We start from the raw sequence: 13727 nt of genomic DNA on the forward strand, positions 1-13727 counted from the left end.
TCCTTGTAATGAAAAGTTGGTTGGTGGCCAGGACTACTGGGCGACCTGGGTGATTTCGAAAGTCTTCGGCTGCTGTGCAGCGTGGGGGTGCTCCGGGCCTGCGTAGACCTTGAGCTTGCCCAGCTGCTGAGCTGCGAGGGAGTTCTTGGGGAGCATGCCCTTGATGGCCTTCTCAACAGCGCGAACCGGGTTGGATTCCAACAGTTCGGCGTAGTTGACGGAGGTCAGGCCGCCCGGGTAACCGGAGTGGCGGTATGCGCGCTTCTGCTCCAGCTTGGCGCCGGTGAGGGCAACCTTTTCAGCGTTGATGATGATGACGAAGTCGCCCATGTCCATGTGGGACGCAAAGGTCGGCTTGTGCTTTCCGCGCAGCAGTGTTGCGGTCTGGCTGGCAAGACGACCAAGGACAACGTCGGTGGCGTCAATGACGTGCCACTGGCGGTTGATATCGCCGGGCTTCGGGGTGTACGTACGCACGGTTTTGCCTCGTTCTTGTTCTGGCGTTCATGTTTTAGGCGACACGCAATAAGGCGTGTACCTACTATGTATGCGCTACCGGAGCAGAGGTGAGGGCTCTATGTACCAGTCATCCCAGGATCTCGAAATGCCTCAGGAGTTAGCGATCCTGCAACTGGATCCCCCAAAAGGCATGTGTCATCGAGATAGGACACGCACAACGACTCTAAACAATACCTTCAACGGGGCGCCCGGGTCAAAATGGGGTTACCGCACAGGGGCGTACCTGTGTTAATGAGGGGGAACACGTGACCGATGGACTTGCCTTGCCGCTCCTGCTTGCCCTGTCCGGTCTGCTGTTGAGCCCCCTGGCCGAGTCCCTCATCCACGCCTGGCTGCCGCGGCTTGGCGGACTCCCCTCCCCCAAGGTCCGGATCACGACGGCGGCACTCACCGCCTTGCTGTTTGGCTTGCTCGCGTGGCGGTTTGGCTTTTCTGCCGAATTGCCGGCATTTCTTTTCCTGGCGCTTTTAGGGGTACAGCTTTCCCGTATTGATTTCGCGCTGCATTTGCTGCCGAATCGACTGGTCCTGAGCTTATTGGGCGGCGGTGCGTGCCTTCTGACGGCCGCCGCAACCCTCGCTCCTGCGTGGAGCGACCTGCTCCGGGCCCTTGCCGGTGGGGCCATCTTGTTCGCCTGCTACTTGATTCTGGGACTTTTTTCACCGGGAAGCATCGGAATGGGCGACGTGAAGCTCGCAGCACCCCTCGGGCTGTACTTGGGCTACTTGGGATGGCAGCAGCTTTTCTACGGCGCCCTGCTGGGGTTCGTGGTGGGCGGGGTACTGACGGTGCTGATGTTACGCATGGGAAACCGCCAAAAGCCACGGGAAACAGCCCACGGGCCGGCAATGCTGAGCGCGGCCGTGGGCGTCATCCTTCTCCTCAACTAGCTTTACGAGTACTGACGACTTTTAGTGCTGAACCCTGCCCTCGAGCTGCCTGAAGTTGCTAAGCACCCTGTTTTTTCCGAGTAGTCCACGGCCCGCTTCTCCCTCAAAACTGAGTACCTCCCTTGCCGGCATCGAGTACCCGCAATCAGGCCCCCGTGAAATTTGAGTACGACTACGCATTGTTCAACGCACTCCCGGGAAGCAATTCTTGTCTTATCGAATTCCGAACCGCTAAAAGCTACATGGGGGTAGTTCGGGAATCGAGCAAATTCCGATAATTTGCTGGACCTATAACTCGGCAATTTTCATAAACAAAAATCTGGGAAGGATTTTACAATGAACACTCTTATGTTCAACATGATGGCCTTCGTCGCCGGCGTCAAGGATCGCTTCACCAACGAAGAGAAGGGTGCAACCGCCGTCGAGTACGGCATCATGGTTGCGCTGATCGCAGTTGCGATCATCATCGCCGTCGGGGCGCTCGGAACGAATCTTAACGAGGCATTCACCACGATCAACGGGAAACTGCCGTAGCCGTTCGAAGCTGACTACTCGTCACCAGACAGTCCCTCTGCCGGTTGTCCTCCCCAACGGGACGGCCGGCAGAGTCGTAACGGGGATGGGCCGCTGATCCTACTTCCCGTGCACCAGAAGCTATTGAGGTGTTCAAGGTGAGGAAACAATCATGAAATCGCGATTAATCGGGGGCATCGCTGCGCTTGTCCTGGCGATCATCGGCACAGTGTTGTTGGTGAATTACGTATCCAATGCTGACCGCAGGGCACAGGCATCCTTGGATCCTGTTGACGTGGTCGTTGTGGAAAAGCCGGTTCCCGCCGGCACAACTGTTCAGGAGCTCAGCTCCTACATCCGGCTCCGGCCCATGCCGAGTACCGCAAAAGCCGATGGCGCCCTGACTTCGCTTGATCTTGGCAGCGGGAAGGTGACCTCTGTTGCTTTGGAACCCGGCGAGCAACTCCTGGGCAGCAGGCTCATTAACCCCAGCGAACGTATTACTCCGGGGTCTGTTCCCGTACCGGAGGGCATGCAGGAGGTCACCATCGTCCTTCCGCCTGAAAGCGTCGTTGGCGGCACCCTTCGTGCCGGCGATCTCGTGGGTCTGTTCGTCACCTTGACCGACCCGGCCAACCAGCAGATCGCCAATACCCAATTGGTGTTCGACAAGGTTCTGGTCACCGCTGTCCAGCAAGCACCAGCGCCTGCTGAAACTACGGCAGAAGGCACCTCTGCTGTTCCCAGCGGATCGTCCTTCGTGACGCTGGCCCGCAATTCCACCGACGCTGCAAAGGTGATCCTGAGTGCCAGGACCGGCAACATCTGGCTGACCAAGCAATCGGCCACCACGCCGGAGGGCACCAAGACCGCTGTGAGCACCAACGGGATCTTCCAATGAGCCGCTTCCTGGCCCTCACCGGATCAGCTGACTTCGAACAGGGGCTGGCTCTGGCCCTTGATTCAGCACACGAATTCCAGGTTCTCAGTGCGGGGTGCGCCGACGGGACACCGGCCGATGTGTTGAGTCGGAACGTGGGCGGGCCGGTCGACGTCCTGGTGATAGGCCCTGACGTCCTCACCGAGCACTGGCTCAGGCTGGCGAACGGGCTGGATGCCGGGTACCCGGAGATTGTGGTGGTCCTGGCCGCTCCATCCAACACTGAACTGACGTTGGCAGCGCTACGCTCAGGCATTCGCGACGTCATTGATCCCGGTGGCGACCTCTCCCAACTGAGCCTGGCGCTGGAACGGGCCTCAATGACTGCCAAGGGGCGCAAGCACGCCGGAAGCGATGATTCCCATCAAGCACAATCCCGCGGCCGCGTCATCTCAGTCATGTCGCCGAAGGGCGGTGTAGGAAAGACCACAGTGTCCACCAATCTCGCTGTCGGCTTGGCCAAGACCGCGCCCATGGGGGCGGTCATCGTGGACCTTGATCTCCAGTTTGGCGACGTCGCGTCCGGACTCGGACTGGAACCGAACTACACCATCAACGACGCCGTTTCCGGCGCAGCATCCTCAGACACCATGGTGCTGAAGGCTTTCCTGACCCCCCACCCGAGTGGCGCATACGCCATGTGCGCTCCGCTGCGACCGGCCGACGCAGATCTCATCAAGCCGGCCCAGGTCGCCACGCTGATCAATCAATTGTCGTTGGAATTCCCGTACGTCATTCTGGACACCTCACCTGGTTTGGGAGATGTGGTCTTGGCCGTGCTCGAACTGGCCACCGACGGAGTCTGGGTTTGCGGCATGGATATCCCGAGCATCCGCGGCCTCAATCACGGACTGGACGTATTGCGGCAGCTGGATCTGTTGCCGCCTTCAAACACCCTTGTCCTCAACTTCGCGGACAAGAGAAGCGGCCTCACGGTCAAGGACGTCGAAGCCACCGTCGGATTGCCGGTAGGCGTGGTGCTCCCACAGTCACGGGCTGTTCCGTTCTCCACCAATGCCGGCATCCCGATGCTCCAGTCCGGGCGGCGCGATCCTGTGGGGAAGGGCCTCAAGGCTCTCGTGGAAAAAATGGCGGCTGGGTCCATGCAGGTCGAATCCAAGAATTCCCGCAGAAGGGTGGCAGTGTCATGAGCCTCATCAACCGTCTTGAAGCGGCCCGCATTTCCCCCGAGGGAACTACGATGTCGGGAGCCACCGCCTTGGGCCAATCGGCGCACGAAGACACCGGAAGTGTTTCCTCCCTGCATGTCACCGACACTCCCCGGAAGGGCTCCACCGATGCTCTTGCCGGAATCAAGAAACGCGCCGCCGAGGACATCACCGGCCGTCTTGGAAGCCGGATCACTGATTCATCCCTCGACGAAGGCGACGTCCGCAGGATGGTCCGTGAGGCCCTCAGCGAGTTCATCGACGACGAGCAAGTCCCCCTCACTCCGGAGGAACGACGCCGGCTCATCCGGGAGATTGTGGATGAAGTTCTGGGCCTGGGCCCACTCCAGAAGCTGTTGGATGATCCTCTGGTCACCGAAATCATGGTCAACGGGGCGCGGAGCATTTACGTAGAGCGCGCCGGCCGCCTGCATCCGACGGGCACTACGTTCAGCTCGGACTCACATTTGCGGCGGGTCATTGAGCGCATCGTCTCCCGCATCGGCCGGCGCATCGACGAGTCCTCTCCCCTGGTTGACGCGCGCTTGCAGGATGGATCGCGCGTCAATGCCGTCATTCCCCCACTGGCAGTGGACGGCCCGTCCCTCACCATCCGGAAGTTCTCCGCGGTGCCGCTGACCGTTGAAGACCTGGTCCGCTTCGATTCGATCTCTCCGGACATGGCCCAGGTTCTGGATGCGTGCGTCAAGGCCCGCCTGAACGTCATCGTCTCCGGCGGTACGGGCACCGGCAAGACCACGCTCCTCAACGTCCTGTCCTCCTTCATCCCCGAGGAGGAACGGATCGTCACCATCGAAGACGCGGTGGAACTCCAACTCCAGCAGAGCCATGTGGTCCGGCTGGAGAGCCGGCCCGCCAACACCGAAGGCCGCGGCGCTGTGTCCATCCGGGATCTGGTCCGAAACTCCCTTCGCATGCGACCAGACAGGATAGTGGTCGGTGAAGTTCGCGGCGGCGAGGCACTGGACATGCTCCAGGCAATGAATACCGGCCATGACGGCTCAATCTCCACAGTCCACTCCAACTCGCCGCGGGACGCGGTGGCACGCATGGAAACCTTGGTACTCATGGCCGGCATGGAGCTCCCTCTCAGGGCCATCCGGGAACAGATCGCCAGTGCGGTGCACATCATCGTCCAACTCAGCAGGCTGAAGGATGGGACGCGTCGCGTCACGCACATCACCGAGGTCCTGGGGATGGAAGGCGATGTTGTGACGCTTCAGGACTGCTTTACCTTTGACTATGCCGCTGGGGTGGACTCGGAAGGCAGGTTCGTCGGACGAACGGTTCCTACCGGCATCCGACCCCGATTCGTGGAGAAACTCGCGAACATGGGCACCTACCTTCCGCCGAACATTTTCATGCCGGCTCCGCAGAAGACAGGGCGGTGAGCCTCATGGTTCCGGACTATGTGCTCCTTGTCGGTGCGGCGGCGATCCTGGTGGCTGTTCTGCTGGTCTTGTTTGTTTCCCTCAGGCCCAGCTACCAGGACATAGATGTCAGCAGGCGGCGGCCATCGGCTCCGGACACCGGAACGCAGGTAACCGCCAAGCCCGGTGGTGCGACCGTTTCCGCTGCGGAACGACGGGCGGGCCGGGCAGGGGGTGGCATCTTTGGCCTCGAAGCACTCAACGACGCCGGGATCACCAGCAAGCCCTCGGAGTTCTCCGTCCTGATCCTCATCGGCAGCCTGGTGACCGGCCTCATGGGTTTCCTGCTCCACGGGTTCATCCTTGCCGTGGTCTTCGCCTTCCTCTCGCCCCTCGCGGCACTTCTCATCGTCAAAGTGCGGACCGGCCGGCGCAGGACGGCCTTCGGCAACCAACTCAGCGATATGCTGCTGGCTCTTTCCGGCAGTTTGCGGGCCGGTCACGGCATCACCCAGAGCCTGCAAAGCGCCAGTTTGGAGATGCCGGCCCCCATGTCCCAGGAACTCGCCCGGATCGTCAACGAGAACCGGGTAGGGCGGCCGGTATCGGAGTCCATGGCCGATGTTGGCCGGCGGATGCAGTGCGAGGATTTCGAATGGCTGAGCCAAGCCATCGAAATCAACCGCGAGGTAGGTGGCGATTTGGCCGGCGTCCTGGACCACGTTGGCGAGACTGTCCGGGAGCGGGCACAAATCAAGGGGCAGGTTCGCGCACTGGCAGCCGAAGGCAAATTCTCCGCCTACATCCTCATTGCGCTGCCCTTCGTCGTCGCAGGTTTCCTCAATATCGCCAACCCGGGCTACATGGCCGTACTTACCCAGTCTTTGCTGGGCTGGGTGTTCATTGTCCTTGGGGTCATCATGATGGCCATTGGATCCTTTTGGATCAGCCGCATGGTCAAGATCGAGTTCTAGGAGGTTGCCAGCATGACTACTTTCGTCTGGCTGATGATCGCCGCCGTGATTCTCCCAGCTTCCTACTTCGCATGGTCGCTGGTCGCCGTCGACCGCAGTTCCGGGCGGTTGATCCGGACACGTCTCAACGCAGTGGCGCAACAGCAGGCGAAGGCACGCTCCAAAGGGCCGGGTTTGCTTCTTCGGCTCTCCAGGAGCCTGACGCCGGACAAGTACATAACCCGTCTGGACCGGATTCTCGCCAACGCCGGACGGCCGGCCTCCATGCCACTCGATAGGCTCCTTGCCATCAAGCCACTCGCAGCTTTGGGTGGCGGTCTGGCCGCACTGCTCCTTGGCGGCACCCGTTCCCCACAAGGAATCCTGCTCACGTTGGCGCTTGCTTCGGCCTGCTACTTCCTCCCGGACCTGCTCGTGTACAACAACGGAACCAAGCGTCAGGCGCGGATCCAAAAGGACTTGCCCAACGTGCTCGACCAACTGTTGGTCTCGGTTGAGGCGGGCCTCGGATTCGAAGCAGCGTTGTCGAGGGTCGGGGCAAGCGGAAACGGCCCCCTGGCTGACGAACTTGTCCGAACGCTGCAGGATATCCAGGCCGGCCGCTCCAGGAAGGAAGCCTACAAAGCCCTGGCAGAGCGGTGCACGGTGCCGGACGTCCGGAGCTTTGTCGGAGCAATCGTCCAAGCCGATATCCAAGGATTGTCGATTGCCAGGATCCTGAAGCCACAGGCCGAGCAGATGCGGATCAAGCGGCGGCTCCGGGCCGAGGAAAAGGCGATGAAGCTTCCGGTGGCTGTGGTCTTTCCCTTGATTCTTTTCATTTTTCCCCCGCTTTTCATCATCATTCTTGGCCCTGCGGTTATCAACGCCATCAGCACGTTCGCCAAGCTCTGAAGCCAAAGGAGAGTCCGATGTCCAGGTCATGCAGACGCAACCCGTCTAAGCGCGACGATCATCAGAGGGGTGCCTCAGTGGTGGAGTTCGCCATCATTCTTCCCCTGCTGCTGACCATGCTCTTGGGGGTCATCGACTTTGGCCTGTTCTACAGCGAAAACATCGGCATTCAGGCAGCAGCTCGTGAGGGAGCCCGCCAAGGCATAACGCAGGGTGACGTGATTGCGTCCGTGAACAGCGCAAGGGGAAACCTGGACGCCACCAAGCTCCAGACAAAGTTTGTTGTCGACACCACGGGTGGAGCGCCAGGGAAGTTGGTGGTCTGCGTTCGCTACCCGCAGCGCTCCGTCAGCGGTTTCTTCTCTTGGATGCTTAACAGTTACTCCGAAACCAAATACGTCATGAAGATGGAAGGCACCGCCACGGTGACTTCAGGCTCCAAGAACTGGACCGGTGGAACATGCGCGGCCTGAAACGACGAATGCATGACTCCGAAGAGCGCGGCGCCTCCATTGTCATCTTTGCCCTCTTGGTCCCCTTGCTGTTCGCAGCCTTGGCTCTTGCCCTTGACTTCGGGAAGCTGGCGTACGAGCGCCAGGATCTCAGCAACGCCCTGGACGCGGCAGCCCTCGCAGGTGCTGGGTCCTTGCCGAACGACCCCACCGCGGCCCAAGCCGCCGCAGTGGCCTATGCCAAGTCCAACGATCCCCAGGCGAATCCCAGTGTTTCCTTCCGGTGCCTCGTGGCATCATCCGGAGCATCGAAGACCGTGGTCAGCGGCCAGGTCCCCAATGTGTGCGATCCAGGCACCACTGCTGGGGCCAAGTGTGACGAAAAGCTGTGCTCCATTCCCTGCGTGCCGGGCGGCGGGCACACGTGCAACACCATCATCGTGACGGCAGCCAAGGACGTGCCCTTTGCCTTCGCTCCCGTGATCGGAGTGAACAACGGCAATACGGGCTCATTGGCTTCCACGGCCTGCAAGGGGTCGTGTGGAGCCCAAATACCAAACCCCATGGACATCGTGATGGTCGCGGACCGGACCGGAAGCATGAGCGACGCGGACCGGAACGCGATGGTTGCCGGCATCAAGAGCACTCTGCAAACCATGACCAAGGAACAGCAATACGTTGCCCTGGGTACCATCGGGCGCAGCAAAACGAGCCCGGGAACGTGTGTTACTTCTCCGTCGACCTCACGGACAGACGGGCCCTGGCTGCCCGTGCCGTTCTCCAACAACTATACAAATACGCCTGCGACACCGGGCGGCGTTCCGCCCTTGAACAGCAGCAGCACCCTTGTGGGCGGCCTCAATTGTTTGTCCTCGTCCGGCACCGGGACCTATCTGGCGGCACCTCTTAAGTCGGCTGCACGATACGTGTTGGGTAAGTCATCGAACAATTTGAGCTCTCTGCCCACGCGCTCAACTCCGGCCAAGAAAGCCATCATCCTGGAAACCGACGGCGAACCGAACGAGGAGAACGTGACCGGCGGCTCCACGGATTTGAACACCACCTCCGAACTCGGAAGCTCCAACGGCACCACGGCCTGCAACAATCTCAAGGCCGTTGCTACCAACGCCAAGAACGAAGGGCTGCTCATCATCACGGTGGCATTTGGTGATGCAAACTCAGCCCGATGCAACGGCAGCGGCAGCGACTTGGTCCGCACTGTCCTGGCTTCTGCGGCCTCACCCAAATCTGCCGGCGTTCCCAGCACAGCCTCAAACGACTGCTCGACGCCAGCGCTAAGGGCAACCGAGAACGCCGACGGCGACTACTTCTTCTGCGCGGCAACCGGCGCTGAGATGGGACCCATCTTCGCATCGGCCGTCAACGCCATCAGCACCAGCTCCCGCTTGATCAGGTTGCCGGAATGATCCCGGCTATCTGAACAAGCGCCTCAAGACCGGTCGTCCGTGGATCAGACCACGGCGGCCGATAGGGCCCCCTTCCGGTACCCAGAGCCGGGAGGGGGTCTGCCCAACACCTTGCGATCCAGCAAAGGGTTCGCGGGTGTCTTGAGGTTTTCCTGAGGAAGTGTTGACGGTTTGCAGGATTGGTTCTTGATCCGGTCCCGGCACAGTAGTTCTTGTCAGCCACACAGGCCGGCAAACGACCAGGCCGGCCGGTAGCGGTGGCCCACTGAAAGGACACTGATTCCCATGGCCATCAGCCTCAAGACCACCTCCGGCAAGATCCTCGCTTCCGTCGCACTGGTCAGCACCGCAGCCGCCGTCGCCGGCATGGGAACCTACGGAGCGTTCACCTCCTCGACCTCCGCCTCACAGGCCGTCACCGCAGGCACCGTCACTATCGCCCTGGGCACCGGGGCCAACAACACCCTCAACGTCCCCGTCGCGGGCCTGCTGCCCGGCGACAAAGTCGAAAAGCTCGTCACCCTGGCCAACACCGGCAACTCTGACCTGAACAACGTCACCCTCACCACCTCCGCAGGCGCCACCGGATCCCTGCTCACCACCGACACCACCAACGGCCTGCAGCTGACCATCGAAAACTGCAGTGTTGCCTGGACCGGATCCGCAGCCCCCTACACCTGCACCGGCACCAAAACCACCGTCCTGGCCTCCGGCCCTGTGATCGCAGCGAACAAGGCCCTGAACAACCTGACCTCCCTGACCTCGAACAAGACCGACAACCTCAAAGTCACCACCGCGTTCCCCACCACCGCCGGCGACACCTTCCAAGGCGCCACCTCCACCATCGGCTTCTCCTTCACGGGCACCCAACGCACCGAAACCACCAAGTAACAGCACCAAGTAACACCACCACCAGGTAAAACCAGCACACGTAACCGGCACGGAAGGAGGGCGATCACCATGACCACGCGGACAAGCTTCCTGCGCACCCTGGTGATCGCCGCCGTCGTGGCCCTTGGCCTCATCGCAGCACCCACCGCAGCGTTCGCCGCGTTCACCGACGTCGAGCGCGCCACCCCGCAGTACACCGCCGCGAGCCTCGCCGTCCCGGCCGCCGCGAACGTGACCATGACGTGTTCCTTCGGGATCCGCGCCACCGTCACCGTGAACTCGTTCAGCACCGTGGCCAACGCCAACTACCACGACATCAAAATCTTCGACCGCTCCGGCAACCTCGAATTCACCGGCGACCTCAGCAAAGCGGCCGGCAAAACCTACACCTCCGGCTACGAAGTCATCGGAACCTGGACCTACGAAATCCGCGGCTACTACAAAGTCCCCGGCAGCACCAACACCTGGACCGGCAAAGTCCTCAAAGGCTCACTCAGCTGCTAAGACCCAACGGCGGCTACAGGAGAAACTACTCCCGGCGCGCCCGCGTCAGTTCGGCCCGTGCCAGCAGCTCGCTGTCCGAGGGGTAGGCGACTTCTTCCAGCACCAGCGGGTGGGGCGCAGCAAGGACGGACTTGGCGTCGCGTTTTCGTTCCAGAAGCCTGGCATGCAGCCACTCGGGAGACTCCAGTCCCTCGCCCACCCTCAGGGCAGAACCAACCAGTGAGCGCACCATGTTGTGGCAGAAGGCATCCGCCTGGACGGTCGCGACAATGACCCCGTCGCTCCCCCGTTCAAAGGAGAACTTCTGCAGCTCACGGACTGTCGTGGCACCTTCGCGGGGTTTGCAGTAGGACCTAAAATCCTGGAGTCCCAGCAGTGCCTGCACCCCGTGGTTCATCACGGAGACATCCACCGCAGACTTGTGCCACAGGGTAATGCTTCGAAGGACCGGGTCCCACCGCTCCGGACCGTCGGCAATCCGGTAACTGTACCTCCGCCACAACGCAGAAAAGCGGGCGTCGAAACCTTCAGGCGCCAGGCCGGCGTCGTGCACCTCCACAGCGCCGGTCAGGTCGCCAAGAATCCGGCTCAACGCACCACGGAGACGACGCAAAAGCGCGACGGCGGGATCGAGTTCGTGCCCTCGCGGCAGTGCCAGCCACTCGGCTTCGGTCAGGTCCAGGTGAACTACCTGCCCACGGGCATGGACCCCGGCGTCAGTCCTGCCGGCAACCGTCACGCGGACGGGCCGCTGCAGCAGGAGCGTCAGTGCCTCCTCAAGCGACCCCTGCACCGTGCGAAGACCAGGCTGAAGTGCCCACCCGCTGAAAGGGCCGCCGTCGTACGAGAGATCCAGCCGGACACGCAAAAACCCGCCGCCCCCCATAACGGGGGCAGCGGGTTTTCGTTCGTTCATAGACTTAAGTCTACTGTGAAGAATTCAGTGAATTACTTCTTGTCCTCAGCGGCCGGAGCCTCTTCGGTTTCAGCAGCTTCAGCTTCAGTAGCCTCGGCCTCAGCAGCCGGAGCTTCTTCGGTTTCAGCAGCTTCGGTCTCTACGACCTCTTCCTCGGCAGCCGGAGCTTCAGCAGCCGGAGCAGCCTTGGCAGCAGCGTTGGTTGCTTCAGCAACAACGGCCTGCTTCGGGGAAACCGGCTCGAGAACGAGCTCGATGACAGCCATGGGAGCGTTGTCGCCCTTACGGTTGCCGATCTTGGTGATGCGGGTGTAGCCACCATCGCGGTTGGCAACGGCGCCGGCGATGTCGGTGAACAGCTCGTGGACAACGCCCTTGTCGCTGATCAGGCCGAGAACGCGGCGGCGGGAAGCGAGGTCGCCACGCTTGGCGAAGGTGACCAGACGCTCTGCGTACGGCTTGAGGCGCTTGGCCTTGGTAACCGTGGTGGTGATGCGCTTGTGCTCAAACAGAGCAGCTGCCAGGTTCGCGAGCATCAGGCGCTCGTGAGCCGGGCCGCCTCCGAGGCGCGGACCCTTAGTGGGGGTAGGCATAGTTATTTCTCCTGTTGTGTAAGCCAGTCAGGCCCATTGCTGGACCAGTGGCCAAGATCTGCTGTTTAGAGCTCGTCGTCGCTGAACGCGGCGTCGTCCTCTTCGATGGCTGCGGCGCGGGCTGCGAGATCGAAACCGGGAGGGGAGTCCTTGAGGGACAGACCCAGTTCGACGAGCTTTGCCTTGACCTCGTCAATGGACTTCGCACCGAAGTTACGGATGTCCATCAGGTCAGCCTCGGAGCGGGCAACGAGTTCACCCACGGTGTGGATGCCCTCACGCTTGAGGCAGTTGTAGGAACGGACCGTGAGGTCCAGATCCTCGATCGGCAGAGCCATGTCGGCTGCCAGGGCAGCGTCCGTCGGCGACGGGCCAATCTCGATACCTTCAGCTGCGGTGTTCAGCTCACGGGCCAGACCGAACAGTTCCACCAGGGTGGTACCTGCGGAAGCAACAGCATCGCGGGGAGCGATTGCCTGCTTGGTCTCGACGTCGACAATGAGCTTGTCGAAGTCGGTGCGCTGCTCAACACGGGTAGCTTCCACGCGGAAAGTTACCTTCATGACCGGCGAGTAGATCGAGTCAACCGGAATACGGCCGATCTCGGAGTCGCCGGACTTGTTCTGAGCTGCCGAAACGTAGCCACGGCCGCGCTCGATGGTCAGTTCGAGTTCGAACTTGCCCTTCGAGTTCAGAGTGGCAATGTGCAGATCCGGGTTGTGGAATTCGACGCCGGCCGGCGGAGCGATGTCCGCGGCGGTGACGACTCCGGGGCCCTGCTTGCGCAGGTAAGCAACAACCGGCTCATCGTGCTCGGAGGAAACCGAAAGGTTCTTGATGTTCAGGATGATCTCGGTGACATCTTCCTTGACACCCGGAACCGTGGTGAACTCGTGCAGCACGCCATCGATCCGGATGCTGGTTACAGCGGCACCGGGGATGGAGGAGAGCAGGGTACGGCGGAGGGAGTTTCCGAGGGTGTAGCCGAAGCCCGGCTCCAGCGGTTCAATGATGAAACGGGAGCGGTTCTCGGATACAACTTCTTCGGACAGGGTGGGGCGCTGTGCAATGAGCACTTAGGTTTCCTTTCGGCGAGCATCCGCTATATGACGCAACACAGGTGGTGGAAATCGGCTTCGGTTTCCAGCCTGACCAGCCGGGCCATGCTTATGGACGGAAAACCATCCACAGCAGGCCCGGCCGGTCAGGCAGGGAAGACCTAATTAGACGCGGCGACGCTTCGGGGGGCGGCAACCGTTGTGGGCGCTGGGGGTGACGTCCTGGATGGAGCCAACCTCGAGGCCAGCGGCCTGAAGCGAACGGATTGCGGTTTCGCGTCCGGATCCCGGGCCCTTGACGAATACGTCAACCTTGCGCAGACCGTGCTCCTGAGCGCGCTTTGCAGCAGCTTCGGCAGCCATCTGGGCAGCGAACGGGGTGGACTTACGGGAGCCCTTGAAGCCAACCTCACCGGCGGAAGCCCATGAGATGACAGCACCGTTCGGGTCCGTGATGGACACGATGGTGTTGTTAAAGGTGCTCTTGATGTGCGCCTGGCCAAGCGCAATATTCTTCTTATCCTTGCGACGCGGCTTACGAACCGCTCCACGAGTCTTCGGGGGCATTGTTTCTCCTACAGAAAGTTATCGGGGGA

General features: G+C 61.3%; 16 protein-coding genes. 11 read left to right on the forward strand and 5 right to left on the reverse strand.

Annotated features, from left to right (window positions below):
- Positions 1-33 precede the first annotated feature (33 nt).
- The gene (gene rplM / locus LRQ04_RS00650) at positions 34-477 is read right to left on the reverse strand and encodes a 50S ribosomal protein L13 (protein ID WP_011775554.1); all 444 of its coding nucleotides are present in this window, start codon (positions 475-477) and stop codon (positions 34-36) included.
- Positions 478-764: 287 nt separating this feature from the next.
- Here rplM and LRQ04_RS00655 point away from each other — a divergent pair, with 287 nt between their 5' ends.
- From LRQ04_RS00655 to LRQ04_RS00705, 11 genes are all read left to right on the forward strand, one after another.
- Positions 765-1409 (forward strand): A24 family peptidase, encoded by a 645-nt coding sequence (locus LRQ04_RS00655; RefSeq protein ID WP_235517105.1) that lies wholly within the window; start codon positions 765-767, stop codon positions 1407-1409.
- Between the two features lie 336 nt (positions 1410-1745).
- Positions 1746-1943, forward strand: coding sequence for a Flp family type IVb pilin (locus tag LRQ04_RS00660; RefSeq protein ID WP_235517106.1), 198 nt, complete (start codon positions 1746-1748; stop codon positions 1941-1943).
- A 151-nt stretch (positions 1944-2094) separates the two neighbouring features.
- The gene (gene cpaB / locus LRQ04_RS00665; protein ID WP_235517107.1) at positions 2095-2823 is read left to right on the forward strand and encodes a Flp pilus assembly protein CpaB; all 729 of its coding nucleotides are present in this window, start codon (positions 2095-2097) and stop codon (positions 2821-2823) included.
- Positions 2820-4013 (forward strand): AAA family ATPase, encoded by a 1194-nt coding sequence (locus tag LRQ04_RS00670; protein ID WP_235517108.1) that lies wholly within the window; start codon positions 2820-2822, stop codon positions 4011-4013. The genes cpaB and LRQ04_RS00670 overlap by 4 nt, the downstream gene beginning before the upstream one ends.
- Positions 4010-5443, forward strand: coding sequence for a CpaF family protein (locus LRQ04_RS00675; RefSeq protein WP_235517109.1), 1434 nt, complete (start codon positions 4010-4012; stop codon positions 5441-5443). The genes LRQ04_RS00670 and LRQ04_RS00675 overlap by 4 nt, the downstream gene beginning before the upstream one ends.
- Positions 5444-5448: 5 nt before the next feature.
- The gene (locus tag LRQ04_RS00680; protein WP_235518594.1) at positions 5449-6396 is read left to right on the forward strand and encodes a type II secretion system F family protein; all 948 of its coding nucleotides are present in this window, start codon (positions 5449-5451) and stop codon (positions 6394-6396) included.
- 12 nt (positions 6397-6408) lie between these two features.
- Positions 6409-7290 carry a type II secretion system F family protein gene (locus LRQ04_RS00685; RefSeq protein ID WP_235517110.1) on the forward strand — a complete coding sequence of 294 codons (882 nt, stop codon included), beginning with the start codon at positions 6409-6411 and terminating at the stop codon, positions 7288-7290.
- A 17-nt stretch (positions 7291-7307) separates the two neighbouring features.
- A complete protein-coding gene (locus tag LRQ04_RS00690; RefSeq protein WP_235517111.1) occupies positions 7308-7763 on the forward strand; it encodes a TadE/TadG family type IV pilus assembly protein in 456 nt (151 codons plus the stop codon).
- Between the two features lie 8 nt (positions 7764-7771).
- Positions 7772-9169: a pilus assembly protein TadG-related protein gene (locus LRQ04_RS00695; protein WP_235517112.1), complete on the forward strand. Its 1398-nt coding sequence runs from the start codon at positions 7772-7774 to the stop codon at positions 9167-9169.
- Positions 9170-9454: 285 nt separating this feature from the next.
- The gene (locus LRQ04_RS00700; RefSeq protein ID WP_235517113.1) at positions 9455-10060 is read left to right on the forward strand and encodes a TasA family protein; all 606 of its coding nucleotides are present in this window, start codon (positions 9455-9457) and stop codon (positions 10058-10060) included.
- A gap of 69 nt (positions 10061-10129) precedes the next feature.
- Positions 10130-10564 carry a SipW-dependent-type signal peptide-containing protein gene (locus LRQ04_RS00705; RefSeq protein WP_235517114.1) on the forward strand — a complete coding sequence of 145 codons (435 nt, stop codon included), beginning with the start codon at positions 10130-10132 and terminating at the stop codon, positions 10562-10564.
- A gap of 25 nt (positions 10565-10589) precedes the next feature.
- On the opposite strand, the gene truA is transcribed toward LRQ04_RS00705, so the two are convergent.
- The 4 genes from truA to rpsK all read right to left on the reverse strand — a co-directional run bounded on the left by truA (position 10590) and on the right by rpsK (position 13698).
- Positions 10590-11480: a tRNA pseudouridine(38-40) synthase TruA gene (gene truA, locus LRQ04_RS00710; protein WP_235517115.1), complete on the reverse strand. Its 891-nt coding sequence runs from the start codon at positions 11478-11480 to the stop codon at positions 10590-10592.
- 32 nt (positions 11481-11512) lie between these two features.
- Positions 11513-12073, reverse strand: coding sequence for a 50S ribosomal protein L17 (gene rplQ / locus LRQ04_RS00715; protein WP_235517116.1), 561 nt, complete (start codon positions 12071-12073; stop codon positions 11513-11515).
- 65 nt (positions 12074-12138) lie between these two features.
- Positions 12139-13149 (reverse strand): DNA-directed RNA polymerase subunit alpha, encoded by a 1011-nt coding sequence (locus LRQ04_RS00720; protein WP_011775567.1) that lies wholly within the window; start codon positions 13147-13149, stop codon positions 12139-12141.
- A gap of 147 nt (positions 13150-13296) precedes the next feature.
- The gene (rpsK, locus tag LRQ04_RS00725) at positions 13297-13698 is read right to left on the reverse strand and encodes a 30S ribosomal protein S11 (RefSeq protein WP_014922380.1); all 402 of its coding nucleotides are present in this window, start codon (positions 13696-13698) and stop codon (positions 13297-13299) included.
- Positions 13699-13727: the final 29 nt, after the last annotated feature.

Origin of the sequence: Paenarthrobacter sp. AR 02 (assembly GCF_021538675.1) — a bacterium.
Classification (GTDB): Bacteria; Actinomycetota; Actinomycetes; order Actinomycetales; family Micrococcaceae; genus Arthrobacter.

Bases quoted from the DNA above. Each gene is read 5' to 3' on its own strand.
- LRQ04_RS00660 (WP_235517106.1), top strand. From the start codon at position 1,746: ATGAACACTCTTATGTTCAACATGATGGCCTTCGTCGCCGGCGTCAAG.
- LRQ04_RS00695 (WP_235517112.1), top strand. From the start codon at position 7,772: ATGCATGACTCCGAAGAGCGCGGCGCCTCCATTGTCATCTTTGCCCTC.
- LRQ04_RS00705 (WP_235517114.1), top strand. From the start codon at position 10,130: ATGACCACGCGGACAAGCTTCCTGCGCACCCTGGTGATCGCCGCCGTC.
- rpsK (WP_014922380.1), bottom strand. From the start codon at position 13,698: ATGCCCCCGAAGACTCGTGGAGCGGTTCGTAAGCCGCGTCGCAAGGAT.
- LRQ04_RS00675 (WP_235517109.1), top strand. From the start codon at position 4,010: ATGAGCCTCATCAACCGTCTTGAAGCGGCCCGCATTTCCCCCGAGGGA.
- truA (WP_235517115.1), bottom strand. From the start codon at position 11,480: ATGAACGAACGAAAACCCGCTGCCCCCGTTATGGGGGGCGGCGGGTTT.
- LRQ04_RS00670 (WP_235517108.1), top strand. From the start codon at position 2,820: ATGAGCCGCTTCCTGGCCCTCACCGGATCAGCTGACTTCGAACAGGGG.
- LRQ04_RS00685 (WP_235517110.1), top strand. From the start codon at position 6,409: ATGACTACTTTCGTCTGGCTGATGATCGCCGCCGTGATTCTCCCAGCT.
- cpaB (WP_235517107.1), top strand. From the start codon at position 2,095: ATGAAATCGCGATTAATCGGGGGCATCGCTGCGCTTGTCCTGGCGATC.
- LRQ04_RS00690 (WP_235517111.1), top strand. From the start codon at position 7,308: ATGTCCAGGTCATGCAGACGCAACCCGTCTAAGCGCGACGATCATCAG.
- LRQ04_RS00700 (WP_235517113.1), top strand. From the start codon at position 9,455: ATGGCCATCAGCCTCAAGACCACCTCCGGCAAGATCCTCGCTTCCGTC.
- LRQ04_RS00680 (WP_235518594.1), top strand. From the start codon at position 5,449: ATGGTTCCGGACTATGTGCTCCTTGTCGGTGCGGCGGCGATCCTGGTG.
- rplQ (WP_235517116.1), bottom strand. From the start codon at position 12,073: ATGCCTACCCCCACTAAGGGTCCGCGCCTCGGAGGCGGCCCGGCTCAC.